The sequence below is a fragment of the Acidianus sp. HS-5 genome, assembly GCF_021655615.1.
GTDB lineage: Archaea > Thermoproteota > Thermoprotei_A > Sulfolobales > Sulfolobaceae > Acidianus.
Genome location: NZ_AP025245.1, coordinates 2467470 through 2481756, shown reverse-complemented (window position 1 = coordinate 2481756; position 14287 = coordinate 2467470). Strand labels below are relative to the sequence as shown.

Here is a 14287-nt window from a genome sequence, read left to right as displayed (position 1 = left end):
TCTCATGCCTCAATACTAATTAGTCCTTTGGTTGCCATTTCCTTAAGTAAACCCATTATTTCGTCTTTTTCTACTCCGTATTTTTTAACTACATATTCTATGTCTAAAAATCCTCCGTTATTATTAATATAGTTTAAAAGTTCCCTCTCATCTAGCTTTTTCCTTTCCTGTTGTAATTTTACTGGAGTTGTAGTTGGCGGATGAGGCAAATCTGGTAGCATTTCTTTTATCTTAATCTCTGCAGTTCTTTGTGCTTCTTCCATAATTTTCTTAGCTTGTTCATCTACCGTAGAAGGTAAAACTGTCTTATCGCTCAAAGCTCCAGTTTCTACTGCAATACTATTTACACTGCTTGTTATTGAATCTAAAGCCAAAGCAACCTCTGGTGCTATCCCCCTTATTTGATCCTTCAGTTCTCCCAAGATTTTCACTACAGGGAATAGGACTAAAGATACTCCCTGTAATTCTTGTACAGTATCTAACTTTAGCCTTACCTTCTCTATTGCTAAGAATGCTGTATAGATTATTTTAATCATTTTTCTAATGTCTGAAATTTCTTGAGCATAAATTGTGGCCCTTGCAGTATCACCCTCTATTTGTGCTCTAACAAGCTTTTCAAAAAGTTCCTTATCTCTTTCTTTTAACCTATGCATTCCTTCCTCTAACTTGCTTTGTTGATCCTTTAACTTAATTGATATTTCAGTTAATAGCTTGCCAAGCTGAGCTCTCTTTTTCTTATCACCATTAAAGCGTGAAAATATGGGTAACTTTTCTAGCATTCTATTTCACTGGCTTGGTCATAAAGTATTTATTACCTTTACTGGTATAGGCATTGGTATGTCCGACTTATTCTGGTCGCTCTTATTACCCTGATCTGAGGTATTACTTATTGGTGTTGGTGTTTTTAAGTCAAGCCCTTCCTTATCTAATAAGTCAAGCTTATCTAATGTCTTCCTTATATCATCCTTTTCCATACTATAACTGTCTTTAGCTTGTCTCAGAATTTCTATAGAATTTTTATATGAGTTCTCAGACATTTCTGCTGCTATATAGCTCATTTTCACTGATATCATTGCCTTATCAATTTGAGTTAATTGATCTTCTACATCGTTTAGTCTCTGTTTTAACTTATTCTTAACTTTCGTATAGTCGTCCCTTATTTTTACCATCTCTGTATCCAGTTTTCTTTTCATATCGTCATAAGTAGATTTTGGAATTTCTTGTTTAGTATATAATTCCTCTAATGCTCTTTGTCTTTTTCTGATTTTTTCCATATACGTTAATGTTCTTATTGCATCGGCTTTCCAATCAGGTAAAACTATAATACTATCTCCATCAATTTTTATCCTGGAAGGATCAATAGTATTAAAAGAATTCCCTTGGGAAACCTCTATTTCAGTTACAGTTCCATCAACCTCTGTGTAAACATGAACAATGTATCCGAAATCCCTACCATATGGGTCTTTTACTTTTTGTCCAATGTATTTCATTAATATCTCAGCTGATATCATGGTAATACTCCTCAAAGTTACATGTTGAGATAAAATATTTAAAAGAGTTAAGGCTCGTCAGAAGGTTTTTTTCATCACAGATAAGCGCTTTTAACCTTCATCATCAGGCGAGTAATATTATGGGTTGTGGTATAAATAAACTTTAAACATAAAATGAATAAATGATGGCATTAAGCGAACTTAGTAACATTACATCACAAATATTTGGGAAAATTAATGTAAATAGCGTACCAATTTCAGAAATCTTGATAATATCTGGAATAGTTATAGCAGCAATAATACTATTTGCAGCGTTCGTATATGGCATGTTTAAGTTGGCTAAGACGTTACCTTCAATGTCAGTTAAGAATTTTATGCTACTCATGATAATCATTGCTACAGTATTAATAACCGTAGGTATTCTTATACCATAAAGTTAGATAATATTTTTATTTTCATATTCTATTTCGTAATCATTTTCTATTTCTAGGACTCTATTATATTTAGCAGTTCTTTCTCCTCTAGCAGGAGCTCCAGTCTTTATAAAATCGCTATTTAACCCTACAGCTAAATCTGCAATGAAGTTATCTTCAGTCTCTCCGCTTCTATGGCTTATTACAGTTTTTATAGAATTTTCTCTTGCCATATCGAAGAACTCATAAGTTTCTGTTAATGTTCCAATTTGATTAGGCTTAACTATAACTCCTTTGGTTGACTTGTTTTCTATCCCCTTTTTGAGATATTTAACGTTAGTAGTGTATAAATCATCTCCCGATATAATAGTATTACTAAGTTTGGATTGTAAAACTGCAAAATGTTCAAAGTCATTTTCATTAAATGGATCTTCTAAGTATAAAATTGGGTATTTTCCTGCCAAATCTAGGTAATAATCTATCATTTCTTCCGCAGATTTCTTCGTTCCGTCTATTTCGTATATACCTTCTTTTTCATCATAGAAATCTGAAGATGCAGCATCCATTCCAAAGAAAAATTCCTTTTCGTATCCCGCTCTTTTTACGGCTTCTGCTACTAATTCTAATGCTTCCTCAGTCTTGTTGAGAGGAGGAGATACGCCGCCTTCATCTCCTAGTGCGGTGTAAATTTTGCCGAATTTCTCAGTTATTATATTTTTTAATTGTTTATAAACTTCCGTTGATGCAAATAGGGCTTCTCTGAAATTGTTAAATTTTAAAGGAATTATAATGAATTCTTGAATTTTTAGATTATTACCTGCATGGAGTCCTCCATTAAGTATATTTAAAAGCGGAACTGGAATTCTATGCTTTCTTCCTCCGCCTATATACTGGAAGATTTCAAGTCCCAATGCATTAGCTGCAGCTTTTGCCACAGCTATTGATGTTGCAATTATAGCGTTTGCACCTAATTTGGATTTATTTTCAGTTCCGTCAAGCTCTATTAACATTTTATCAATTTTGTCCTGCATTCTTACATCAAAACCTCTTAGCGCGTCATTTATAAAATAATTTACAGAATCTACTGCTGGTTTAACTCCACCCTTACTGTCTCTTAATTCTAGAGCTTCCCTACTACCTTTAGATGCTCCCGCGGGAGCATCACCGAAGGACTTTATTCCTCCTTCTGTTTCTACAAATACTCTTATGGTTCTATTTCCTCTTGAATCAAGTATTTCTATTCCTTTTATTTTTTTAATAGTGAACTTGTCAGACAATTTAAATTACCTCTATAGAGTTTACTATTCAAGGATATAATGTTCATCGTTCCTTTGGTATTCTTGATTTATGGAATTCTTTCACCAATTTATTTTACAATACTTAAAGGTAAGCTAAGTAATGAGAAGGCGTTTTTATTAGCTTGGACTTTATCGCCTTTTATTATATCTTATATTTATGACTGTATTTTCATTTTCTATTATATCTTAATAATATCTAACCTTATTTTTATATATATAATATTGAATAATAGATTAAGAAGATATTTATGGAATGGAGCTCTGTTTTTAGTGCTAGCTTTTTTGATAGAGTTTATTTATAAGATTTTTTAAGTCCTGCATAGTGATAGATGATATATGCCAAAAAGAAAACAAAAAGAAATAGATGTTTGTCCTAACTGTGGCACCAAAGTAGATAAACCTGCTAAGACTTGGAACTTAGTTTCTCCCTTACCAGATGCAGAAGGCAGGATAACTATTACAGTCATGGGATCCTTCGTTTGTCCCAACTGTGGATATAAGTGGAGAGGAGTAGTATCTAAGATAAAAGCAGGCGGATCATCTGTGGAGGTTCAAGGTAAAAACGGAACAGTTAAAAAAATTGGAGAAGATAAAAAGGATAAAAAAGATGAGGGAGAAATAATAGAGCTAGACTTAAGTGACCTTGATGAAGAAGAGTGATATTGTAATCATCGCCTTTATTGTTTTTATTTATATTTTATTTTTCACTAATATAATTACTACTGCAAGTGTAGAGGGAGTTTCAATGTATCCAGTTTTCCAAAACGGTGCATTAACATTTTACGGTCCTCCCGAGAATATACAATATCACAATGTTATCATTTATAAATCTCCTGAGTACGGAATTTATGTAATTCACAGAGTTGTAGATGTAAACGGAAATCATTATGTTACGCAAGGTGTAGATAAGATATCAAATCCGTATCCAGATAACAGAATAGGTTTAGAGCCTAGGCAAGGAATTCCTACGTGCAATGTTGTGGGAAAAGTTACTGAAGTTGATGGTTACATAATTTCAATACCTTACTTAGGTTATCTTTCTATATTATTTTCATATCTATGATCATTTCAATATTTTTATTATTCCCTTCTCTCTAAGTCTTAATACTCTATAAGACGGAGTAATCGTTGTAGGGTGATTAGCCTTTACTTGGTCTAATCTTTTTACTGCAGTGTTTTGAGGAGTTTGTTGTATTTTTGCTGGATTTTCATAACTCTCTTCTAGAATCTCTTTTAATGCTTCTATGAATTTATCTAAGGTCTCCTTAGGTTCTGTCTCAGTTGGTTCTATCATTAACGCTTCTTCTATAATTCCAGGGAAATAAATAGTTGGAGCATAAAATCCTCTATCAAGCAACGCCTTAGCTATATCAAATGCGGTAACTCCTTTCTCATTCAGTAAAGGCTTAGCGCTAAATACTACTTCGTGTTTTCTTGGCCTATTATATGCTAATAATTCTAAGCCCTTTACTCCCTTAAGTTTTGAAATTAAATAGTTAGTTGCTAACGTACTCATTTTCCCTATTTGCGAAATACCTTGAGGTCCTAAGCCCAGTATGTAAGTATATGCCCTTATAACATTTCCTATATTTCCATGAAATGAAGATATTTTTCCTATTGATTTTTCTGGAGTTTTAAATATATATTTGTCACTCTCCTTGTTAACTACTGGATAAGGTAAATAATCCTTAAGTTCTCCTTTCGCACAAATGGCTCCAGCTCCTGGGCCTCCTCCTCCATGTGGCACAGCGAATGTCTTATGTAAGTTTATGTGAACTATATCAAATCCCATATCTCCAGGTCTTGCTACTCCTAGTATACCGTTCAAATTAGCTCCGTCATAATATAGCAGACCGTCAACAGAGTGAATTATCTTAGAGATCTCCAGTATATTTTCTTCAAATAATCCTAAAGTGTTAGGGTTTGTAAGCATAAATCCTGCAGTTTTTGAACTGACTATCTCTTTTAGGATATCTATATCTACAAGACCTTCTTGATTAGACTTAATATAAATCACCTTATATCCAGACATTGCAGCGCTTGCAGGGTTAGTACCATGTGCCGTATCTGCTACTAACATTTCATCTCTTTCCCTATTTTTGCTCTCGTGATATCTCTTGATCATTAAAACTCCTGTCAATTCACCTGCTGCTCCTGCAGGAATTTGTAAGCTACACTCGTCCATTCCTGTCATTTCTGCTAGCCATTTTTGCATTTCATACATCATTTCCAGAATTCCTTGTACTGTATCTTCATCTTGTAATGGATGATAATTTTCAACTAATCTGCCAGCTAATTCCTCAACTTTGGGATTATATTTCATAGTACATGAACCTAAAGGCATCATTCCTAAGTCTACGCCAAAATTCTGCTGTGAAAGCCTTATATAATGCCTTACAACTTCTAATTCGCTTAACTCCGGTATTTCTAGTTCATTTTTTCTCTTAATTTTATCAGGTATATCAACTTTAACGTCTATATCTTCTTCTGGTATTATAGTTCCTTGTTTTCTTTTCCCATTTCTCGACAGCTCATGTATTAATGGTTCTTCCCAATTAGCTTGTTTCCACAATTTTTCTCACCTCTTCTATCATTTCATCTATCATGTGCTTTGTGTGAACTTCTGTAACACAAAATATTGCGTCCTTGTCAGAAATTTTTAATCCACCGTAAATTCCTTTTACTTTCAAATTCTCGTAAATTTTATCATAACTTATAGGAAATCCTATTGTGAACTCTTCGAAGAAATCTGAGTTAAACTTTCTTTTTCCTAAACCTTTCTTTTCAAACTCATAAAGTGCATAATGACTTCTCTTGTATATTTCCTCTGCAAGCTTCTTTAATCCTGACTTTCCTAAAAGTGAAATATACACTGCGTTTGCTACTGCCATTAATGCTTCATTAGTTGTTATATTTGAAGTTGCCTTCTCTCTCCTAGTAAACTGCTCTCTTGTTTGCAAAATAAGAGTATATCCTCTTTTCCCTTCAGAATCTACTGTTAAACCTACTAATCTGCCAGGCATTTGCTTTACTAGCTTTCCGTCCCATCTTGTTGCAAAAATCCCCATATATGGTCCGCCAAAATTTAGTGGCAAACCTAGTTCTTGGCCTTCTCCAACTGCAATATCAATGCCATATTCTCCTGGAGGCTTTATTAATGCCAAGGACAGAGGATTTGTACCCATAATGGTTACTGCTCCTTTCTTTTTTGCGAAATCTACTATTTCTTCTATATCAGTTTCAAATATTCCAAAGAAGTTCGGCTGTTGGATATAAACTGCGGCAGTTCCATCGTCTATTTCCTTTTCTGCAATATCTAGGTTAATTCTTCCTTCTTCATTATTGTAAGGTATTTCCTTTATTTTCAATTCTTTTCCATAAGTCCAGTTTTCTAATACCTTCTTATGATAAGGATTAGTGGATGCAGGAATTACAACTTTTTTCCTACCATTTATCCTATAAGCCATTAGTACTGCTTCAGCTAATGCGGAACCCCATTCATACATTGACGAATTTACTACCTCCATCTCAAGTAAGTCTGCCATTAAACTTTGGTACTCAAATAAAGCTTGAAGCAACCCTTGGCTTATTTCTGGCTGATAAGGAGTATAAGAAGTATAAAACTCCGACCTCGATATGACAAATTTTACAGATTCTGGCACATAGTGAGGACAAACTCCTCCTCCTAAAAACGGTGGCATTTTTAATTTAGTATTTTTTCCCTCAAGTTCCAGAAGCCTTAAGTAAATTTCGTATTCAGAAAGAGGTTTTGAGTAACCAATGTTTAACAGTCTCTTTAATTTTATTTCTTCTGGAACATCCTTAAAAAGGTCGTCAATACTTTTTACTCCTATTTCACTAAGCATTTCTTTCTCGTAATCTAGGTTGGGAAGCCAAGGATGATAGTCCATTTAAATTTCATATAGTATGTTTTATAGAGGGTTATAATGTTGTTTAAAACTCCTCTTTCATCTATTGAAGAAAAGATAGGTGCAAATTTTGGTGAATTCGCAGGCTGGGAAATGCCAATGGATTATACTTCTTATCAAGACGAACATATGGCAGTGAGGCAGAGTGCGGCATTTTTCGATCTTTCTCACATGGGTAGAATAAGGATAAAAGGAAAGAAAGAAGAGCTAGATAGAATAGTAACTAGGTCATTATCTGCTGAAAACTTTAGAATGATAGGCCCCTCTGCAATGTTAAATGAGAATGGCGGCTTTATAGACGATGTCATGATATATAAAATTTCAGATAACGAATTTTTAATGGTAACTAATGCTATAAATAGAGAAAAAGATATCAAATGGATAAAGAGTAACTCATCTCTGGAAGTAGATGATCTAACTTTCGAGTATGTAATGTTAGCAATACAAGGAAGAAGAGTTTGGGAGTTATTAGGATTTAAAACAGACCTTCAGCCTTTACAATTTGTTTTAAATACTACTTTCTTAGGGGAGGAAGTATTTTTATTAAGCAGATCAGGTTGGACTGGAGAAGACGGCTTAGAAGTTTGGGCTAAAGCTGAAGTCGCTGAAAGGATTATAAATAAATTAATTGAAAAAAGAGTCAAACCAGCAGGCTTAATTACTAGAGATAGTTTAAGACAGGAGATGGGTTTTGTGCTGTATGAAGAAGATATAGATGAAAACACGACTCCTGTTGAGGCTAGATATTGGGTCTTCGATTTAGACAAGGAGTTTATAGGAAAAGAGAAGGTAGAAGAGCAGCTGAAAGACGGTGTAAAAAGGATGAGGGTTGGTTTTAAATTACAGAAAGGGGTGAGAGTAATACCGCGCCATGGTTATAAGATAAAAATTGTGGGAGCTGAAATTGGAGAAGTTACTAGCTCTACTTATTCCCCATATTTAGGTAGAGTTATAGGAATGGGTTACGTTAATTCTTCTAATGCGTTCTTTGGATTTCATGCCAGTATAGACATTAGAGGCAAGGAATATAGAGCTAAAATCTCAGACTTTCCATTAATCTAGGTGTCAGTATTGGGAGAAATAAAAGTAGGCAAATACATTATTCTGGATGATAGGCATTATACTGATACCGACGAATGGGTAAAGATAGAAGATGAAGTTGCTACTGTGGGAATAACTGACTATGCTCAAAAGAAGTTAAGAGATATAGTTGGAATTGAATTACCTAGTGTAAGTCAAGAGGTTAAAGCAGGAGATCCAGTCGGGACCATAGAATCAGTTAAAGCCGCCTCTGACCTTTACTCGCCTTTAAGTGGTACTGTAATAGAAGTGAATGAGGAACTTGAAGCTTCACCAGAAATTATAAATCAAGATCCATATGGCGAAGGATGGATGTTTAAAATTAAAATTAAGGATAAATCGGAAGCTCAAAGACTATTAACTCCGGAAAAATATATTGAGAAAATAAGAGGTGAATAAATTGTCGTTTGAAATCAGAGAATCGTATATTCCTCAGTTAGCCAAACCAAGCTATATGATAATAGGACTACCGGATGCGGGCTTAGTTGGTGAAATTGCAACTGAATTCCTAATAGAGAAAGGAGGATTTAACGAATATGGTGAAATATTTTCGAAGAAATATATTCCTCCAGTAATGCATGTAACTAACGGTATCGCTAAATCGCCTCTAAGAGTATATCATAATACTAATGCCATAATCTTACATGCATGGACTGCGTTACCGGCATCTTCTGCTTATCCATTAGCAGATTTTGTAATAGATTATGCTAAGAAATATGGCATAGATACCATTATTTCTATTACTGGAGTTCCTATACCTAATAGGCTAGACATAGAGAAACCTGCGGCATATTGGATAGCTAGTGAGGAAGCCCTATCAGAAGAATTATCAAAAGCAAACTTAATGCAGAAGTTTGATGATGGTTATATTGCAGGTCCTTATGCTCCAATATTGCTTGAAGCATCAAGAAACAATGTTAGGAATTTCGTAATAGTTGTGGAATCCTTCCTCGATATTCCTGATCCAGAAGCTTCAGCTGTAGCTTTAGATATAATATCTAAATATATAGGCTTCAGCATAGATGTTAGCTCCTTACTTAAGGAGGCTGAGGAAATAAGGGCAAAAATTAAAGGTCTAATGGAGCAGACTAAGAAAGAGTTACCGTCTTATTCGTCAGTAAAGCCAATGAGTTACGCGTGATAAAAATGCCTGCATTTAAAGATCTATACGACCTTGTAAAAAAGATGATGGAAGAAGAGGAAAATGAATTTAAGAATATGGAAGCTGAGATCGAGAAGGAGTTCAATGAACCCTTATATACATATTATGAGACTGATAAGGAGATCTATTATATAGTTGATGTACCTCATTTGGAAAGCCAAACTCTTTACATTAAAATGATTAATAATAAACTAGAATTAAAGTGCAAAGATAAACGTGGTAAATGCTATCATTTAGAGCTTCCAGTTAATAATGTAGAGAAATACGATGTAGACGTTGTGAGGAGCAAAGGATTTATAAAGATAATCTTAAGGAAGAAATCTGCTTAAAAAGCTTCTTTTATAACTTTATAATAAAGTTGCAACATATTTATAAACACCGTTTAACATAGTAAAAATAGTGACTGACTTGGAAGAGTTTGATAATTCCAAGGATATTGAGACCAGGAAAGTGCAAAAATTAGGTTCTTCTTCTCTTTTCATTACGTTACCCAAGAAATGGATAAATAAATGGAATATTAAGCCTGGAGATAAGATTTTGATAGAAATTTCTGATGATGGCTCGCTTAAACTTCTTGCCGAGAAGATAAAGCTCTTATCAAATAGAAAAACAATAAAAATTGATATTGATGCAATAAAGCAACCTATTCCTAGTATGGTTTTATGTCTCTATTCTTTGGGATATGATGAAATAGTTTTTGAATCTAAGAAGCAAATAGTCCAAAAGGAAATAGAAGATTTAGTTTCAACTACTAAGCAAATGGTAGGAGCTGAAGTAACTGAAGCTTCAGACAACAGGGTAAAATTAGAGTGTTTATTGGATGCTGAAAAAGTAGGTTTGGAATCCTTATTGAGGAGAATTTTAAATATTATTTCAAAGAAGGTAGATGGGATAATATCTTACTTATCAGGAGAACAACCAAAAGATTCTGAATTGACTCAACAGGAAGATTTAAGGAGAGTTTATCTAATGTTATTGAGGCATGTTGTAGGGAGTAAATATGAAGTATCTGCAAACCTTAATAAGAATTTTCTAGTGGTGATGAATTCAGTAATTTTACTTAATATTTCAAGACTTATTGATAGAATAGATTCGATAGTGAAAGCAAATAAGCTTAACGAGGATACTCCAATTTTAAAAGATATTTTGCAAAAAATTAACGACTTATTAGATGAAGTAATTATGAGTATACTATTCCCAAGCATGAAGAGAGTAAGTAATGGAATGAATTTAATAAACCAAATAAATGCACTCCTTCAATCATTTAACGATAAATCTTCTCTTATCTATAATTCCGTCGTGGACATAATATCTAACTTACAATTAGCTTTAGAGAACTCTTCTTGCACATTATTTTTAGAAGACATGCCGTGGATAGAAAGAAACTTTAATGTTGTTAAATAAATGTATAATTGACTGAAAATGTCATTACTTAAAATAGAAGATCTTCACGTTGAGGTTGAGGGCAAGGAGATTATAAAAGGTATATCCTTAGAAATAAAGAGCGGAGAAGTTCATGCAATAATGGGACCTAATGGCAGTGGAAAGACTACATTATCTTTAGCAATAATGGGACATCCTAAGTATAAGATAACAAAAGGAAAGATCTTACTTGATGGGGAAGACATAACTAATCTTGAAACTGATCAAAAAGTTAAGAAAGGCTTATTCCTAGCATTCCAAAATCCTATAGAAATTAGCGGAGTAAAATTATCTACTCTTCTAGTTGCAGAATATAATAGAGCATATGGTGGCAAGGAATCAGTTACGCAAGTGTTCTCTAAAATAACCAGCATGTCAAAGTCAGTTGGAATTGCTGACAGTCTTCTTAATAGAGGAGTATTCGAAGGGTTTAGCGGAGGAGAAAAAAAGAGAGTAGAGATTATTCAATTACAAATATTAAAGCCTAAATTTGCAATTCTGGATGAGCCAGATTCCGGAGTTGATGTAGATGGACTAAAGACAATTTCAGACGTTATAAAGAAGGTAAAAGATGAGAATAACACTGGATATTTAATAATAACGCACTATAGAAGGATCTTAGATTACGTTAATGCAGATAGGATTCATGTGCTATATAAAGGAAAAATAGTAGCAAGCGGGGACATGGAATTAGCTAAACTGATAGACGAGAAAGGGTATGAAGGAGTAATAAAACAATAATTTTTCATAACTATTTAATTTTGTATTTCTTGTAATATTTTACTTTAACATGGAAAGGTTTAAATGCTTTCTTTAACAGAGTTAAAGATGATAGAAAAATGACAGAAGAGAAAGTTTCAGTGGACATAAACGAGATTCTTGATGCAGCAATTGATGCAAAATATAATAGAGTTGACCAAATTGAGTTTCATAGGAGAGTGGTAGAAAGCGGGTTATCAAGAAGTACTATAGAAGCAATTTCTAAGGCAAAGAAAGAGCCAGAATGGATGTTAAGATTTAGAATTAAATCTCTAGAATTATTCGAAAAACTTCCTACTCCAAATTGGTTACCTGATGTTTTAAGTTCACTTAATGTATCCAACCTAGAATTATACATAAAGCCCGATGTTGAGAGAACAAATAGTTGGGATCAAATTCCTAAAGAAATTAGAAATTATTACGAAAATCTTGGAATTCCGCAATCAGAACAAAAAGTTCTAGGGGGATTAGTTGCAGTATTTGAGTCTGAACCTATCTACGCTAATGTCAAACAAGAATTGGAAAAGAAAGGAGTTATAATGATGCCTCCAGAAGAAGCTATGGTAAAATATCCCGACTTGTTTAAACAGTACTTTATGAAAATATTCCCAGCTTCAGATCATAAGTTTGCGGCCTTACACGGTGCCTTATGGAGTGGTGGAGTATTTGTATATGTTCCTAAAGGAGTTAAGATTACCACGCCAGTTGAAGGATTCTTCGTAATAGGGACAGAAATGGAAGGACAATTCGAGCATACTTTAATTGTTGCAGATGAGAATTCTTACATACACTTCATTGAAGGTTGTTCAGCACCTCAGTTTAAGAATTTCTCATTCCACGACGGTATGGTAGAATTATTTGCCAATGATAACGCTCACATAAAGTTTACTACAATCCAAAACTGGAGTAAAAATGTCATAAACTTCAATAATAAGAGAGCTTGGGCTAATAAAAACGCAGTAATAGACTGGGTAGAAGGATCTTTAGGTTCAAAGTATAGTTTCGTGTATCCATCAACAATACTCAGAGGGGAAGGAGCATCATCAAGTAGCTTAGTAGTAACCTTAGCCTCGGCAGAAGGAGACTGGAAAGATAGCGGATCAAAAATGATTCATGCTGCACCCAACACCAGAAGTAGAGTAATTAATAAGAACATAGGTTTTAACGGTGGAGTCAATGTTTATAGAGGTTTGGTCAAGGTTAATAAAGGAGCAGTAGGATCTAAGGCTTTTGTAAAATGCGACTCATTGATGCTTGATGAAAAAACTAAAGCTTATACATTCCCTCACAATCAGGTCTTCGAAGAAGACGCTGACGTAGCTCATGAGGCTCACACATTCAGAATGAGTGAGGATCAGTTATTCTACTTAATGACCAGAGGAATAAGCGAGAAAGAGGCGACTTCAATGTTAGTCTTAGGATTCATGGACGAAATAATGAGGGAATTACCCTTTGAATATGCGGCAATGTTGAATAAAGTTATAAAACTGGAGTTGGATAAGTTAGGAGCAGTGGCATAAATGCCCTTAGTTGACATAGATTCAGCTAAAAATTTTCTTTCTTCTTTTGAAAACAGATCAGAAAGAGAAGAGTTATTTTCAATTTATGAGAGATTACCATATCAGATCATCAATGATTCGCCTACTGTTAAGCACTACACAAGATGGGAAAATTTAGATAAACTCAACTTAAAAGTTGTGGAAGTAAAGGGAAAGGATATAACATATCCATCAATTTCTGGATATGCAAGGATTGTTGTTCATAATAACATAATAAGGGAAGCGCCGATTAGTTTTTCTCAAGTACTTGGGAACTCTTTAATGAAACCTGAAGATCACAAGTTAGTAGCTTTAACTCTTTCTCTATCAAGAAAGATGGACATTAAACAAGGCGGCAGATATTTAATTTACCATTATACTGATGAAGAAGGAGTTTTCTCTCCAATAAATATAGAAATTAATGTCCCAGAAGGAGAAAATGCCGACGTTATATATTACGCTGAAAATAAAGGGAAATCAATGAATTCCGCAGTTATTTCTACTATTGTTGGCAAAGATTCCTCACTTAACCTTACTTTACTGAGCAAGGGCAATGCTAGTTATAATTTTGTTTATTCAAAGGCTAGAGTAGAAGGTTCTATAAATAGCTACATTATATCATCAGGATTTTTAGAAGGACATGTAGAATATCATTCATATTTAGGAGAAGGTGCACAAGCATTTTTCAGTTCCAGAGCGTTAGGAGTTGAAAGTAATAATATTGATGTAATAACTAACGTATATCACGATGGTCCTAAAAGTGTTAGTAATGGCTTTATGAAATCTGTTTCTTCGGGCTCTTCTTTAGTGGTAACTAGAGGTGATGCTAGAATTAATGAACAAGCGATAGATTCCTCAACTTCGATAATTGGTAGGGCAATAATGCTCGGAGAATCAACAGCAATAGTTGCGCCAATGTTAGAAGTTAGAACTGGCAGAGTAATAACAGCAAAACATTCAGCAGCAGTTTCTAGAGTTCCCGAGGATTTAATATTTTACCTACAGAATAGAGGATTTGACAGGAAGTCTGCAGAAGGATTAATAATAAGGGGATTTATGGAGGATGAAGGAGATACTGAGATTGTTAAAAAACTTATAAGTGATATAATTACGTCATTAGGTTATTAGTTTCGGTTAACTCTCTCTTTTTATCTTTGGTAAAATAAGGATAATATATAAGGGGAGAAGAAAGGTAA

Annotated in this window: 16 protein-coding genes; 11 read left to right on the top strand and 5 right to left on the bottom strand. The window is 34.0% G+C overall.

The annotated features are described in order from the left end of the window. Positions 1-2: 2 nt before the first annotated feature. Positions 3-779 carry a cell division protein CdvB gene (cdvB, locus tag HS5_RS13825; RefSeq protein WP_236751940.1) on the bottom strand — a complete coding sequence of 259 codons (777 nt, stop codon included), beginning with the start codon at positions 777-779 and terminating at the stop codon, positions 3-5. Positions 780-797: 18 nt separating this feature from the next. Then, positions 798-1511 (bottom strand): cell division protein CdvA, encoded by a 714-nt coding sequence (gene cdvA, locus HS5_RS13820; protein ID WP_236751939.1) that lies wholly within the window; start codon positions 1509-1511, stop codon positions 798-800. A gap of 164 nt (positions 1512-1675) precedes the next feature. On the opposite strand from cdvA, the gene HS5_RS13815 reads away from it, so the two are divergent. Beyond that, on the top strand, positions 1676-1924 hold the full coding sequence (locus HS5_RS13815; protein ID WP_236751938.1) for a hypothetical protein: 249 nt from the start codon (positions 1676-1678) through the stop codon (positions 1922-1924). Positions 1925-1926: 2 nt separating this feature from the next. Here the strand turns inward: HS5_RS13815 and eno are convergent, their stop codons facing one another. After that, positions 1927-3180 carry a phosphopyruvate hydratase gene (gene eno, locus HS5_RS13810; protein WP_236751937.1) on the bottom strand — a complete coding sequence of 418 codons (1254 nt, stop codon included), beginning with the start codon at positions 3178-3180 and terminating at the stop codon, positions 1927-1929. Between the two features lie 357 nt (positions 3181-3537). Between eno and HS5_RS13805 the strand changes: the two genes are divergently transcribed. Continuing rightward, positions 3538-3861 (top strand): ZPR1-type zinc finger protein, encoded by a 324-nt coding sequence (locus HS5_RS13805; RefSeq protein ID WP_236751936.1) that lies wholly within the window; start codon positions 3538-3540, stop codon positions 3859-3861. Further along, complete coding sequence (locus HS5_RS13800; RefSeq protein ID WP_236751935.1) at positions 3848-4264, top strand: signal peptidase I; 417 nt, start codon at positions 3848-3850, stop codon at positions 4262-4264. Before HS5_RS13805 ends, HS5_RS13800 begins: the two co-directional genes overlap by 14 nt. Here the strand turns inward: HS5_RS13800 and gcvPB are convergent, their stop codons facing one another. After that, positions 4265-5773, bottom strand: coding sequence for an aminomethyl-transferring glycine dehydrogenase subunit GcvPB (gene gcvPB / locus HS5_RS13795; RefSeq protein WP_236751934.1), 1509 nt, complete (start codon positions 5771-5773; stop codon positions 4265-4267). Continuing rightward, positions 5757-7112 carry an aminomethyl-transferring glycine dehydrogenase subunit GcvPA gene (gene gcvPA, locus HS5_RS13790; RefSeq protein ID WP_236751933.1) on the bottom strand — a complete coding sequence of 452 codons (1356 nt, stop codon included), beginning with the start codon at positions 7110-7112 and terminating at the stop codon, positions 5757-5759. The genes gcvPB and gcvPA overlap by 17 nt, the downstream gene beginning before the upstream one ends. Positions 7113-7151: 39 nt before the next feature. On the opposite strand from gcvPA, the gene gcvT reads away from it, so the two are divergent. The 8 genes from gcvT to HS5_RS13750 all read left to right on the top strand — a co-directional run bounded on the left by gcvT (position 7152) and on the right by HS5_RS13750 (position 14219). Beyond that, the gene (gene gcvT, locus HS5_RS13785; protein ID WP_236753597.1) at positions 7152-8192 is read left to right on the top strand and encodes a glycine cleavage system aminomethyltransferase GcvT; all 1041 of its coding nucleotides are present in this window, start codon (positions 7152-7154) and stop codon (positions 8190-8192) included. 9 nt (positions 8193-8201) lie between these two features. Next, positions 8202-8609: a glycine cleavage system protein GcvH gene (gene gcvH, locus HS5_RS13780; protein WP_236753596.1), complete on the top strand. Its 408-nt coding sequence runs from the start codon at positions 8202-8204 to the stop codon at positions 8607-8609. Next, the gene (locus tag HS5_RS13775) at positions 8602-9351 is read left to right on the top strand and encodes a proteasome assembly chaperone family protein (protein WP_236751932.1); all 750 of its coding nucleotides are present in this window, start codon (positions 8602-8604) and stop codon (positions 9349-9351) included. The genes gcvH and HS5_RS13775 overlap by 8 nt, the downstream gene beginning before the upstream one ends. A gap of 5 nt (positions 9352-9356) precedes the next feature. Then, the gene (locus HS5_RS13770) at positions 9357-9701 is read left to right on the top strand and encodes a hypothetical protein (RefSeq protein ID WP_236751931.1); all 345 of its coding nucleotides are present in this window, start codon (positions 9357-9359) and stop codon (positions 9699-9701) included. Positions 9702-9771: 70 nt separating this feature from the next. After that, positions 9772-10776, top strand: coding sequence for an AbrB/MazE/SpoVT family DNA-binding domain-containing protein (locus HS5_RS13765; protein ID WP_236751930.1), 1005 nt, complete (start codon positions 9772-9774; stop codon positions 10774-10776). A gap of 18 nt (positions 10777-10794) precedes the next feature. Continuing rightward, positions 10795-11535, top strand: a complete 741-nt coding sequence (gene sufC / locus HS5_RS13760) for a Fe-S cluster assembly ATPase SufC (RefSeq protein ID WP_236751929.1) — start codon at positions 10795-10797, stop codon at positions 11533-11535. Positions 11536-11633: 98 nt separating this feature from the next. Beyond that, positions 11634-13073, top strand: coding sequence for a Fe-S cluster assembly protein SufB (gene sufB / locus HS5_RS13755; RefSeq protein ID WP_236751928.1), 1440 nt, complete (start codon positions 11634-11636; stop codon positions 13071-13073). Continuing rightward, complete coding sequence (locus HS5_RS13750; protein ID WP_236751927.1) at positions 13074-14219, top strand: SufD family Fe-S cluster assembly protein; 1146 nt, start codon at positions 13074-13076, stop codon at positions 14217-14219. Positions 14220-14287 lie beyond the last annotated feature (68 nt).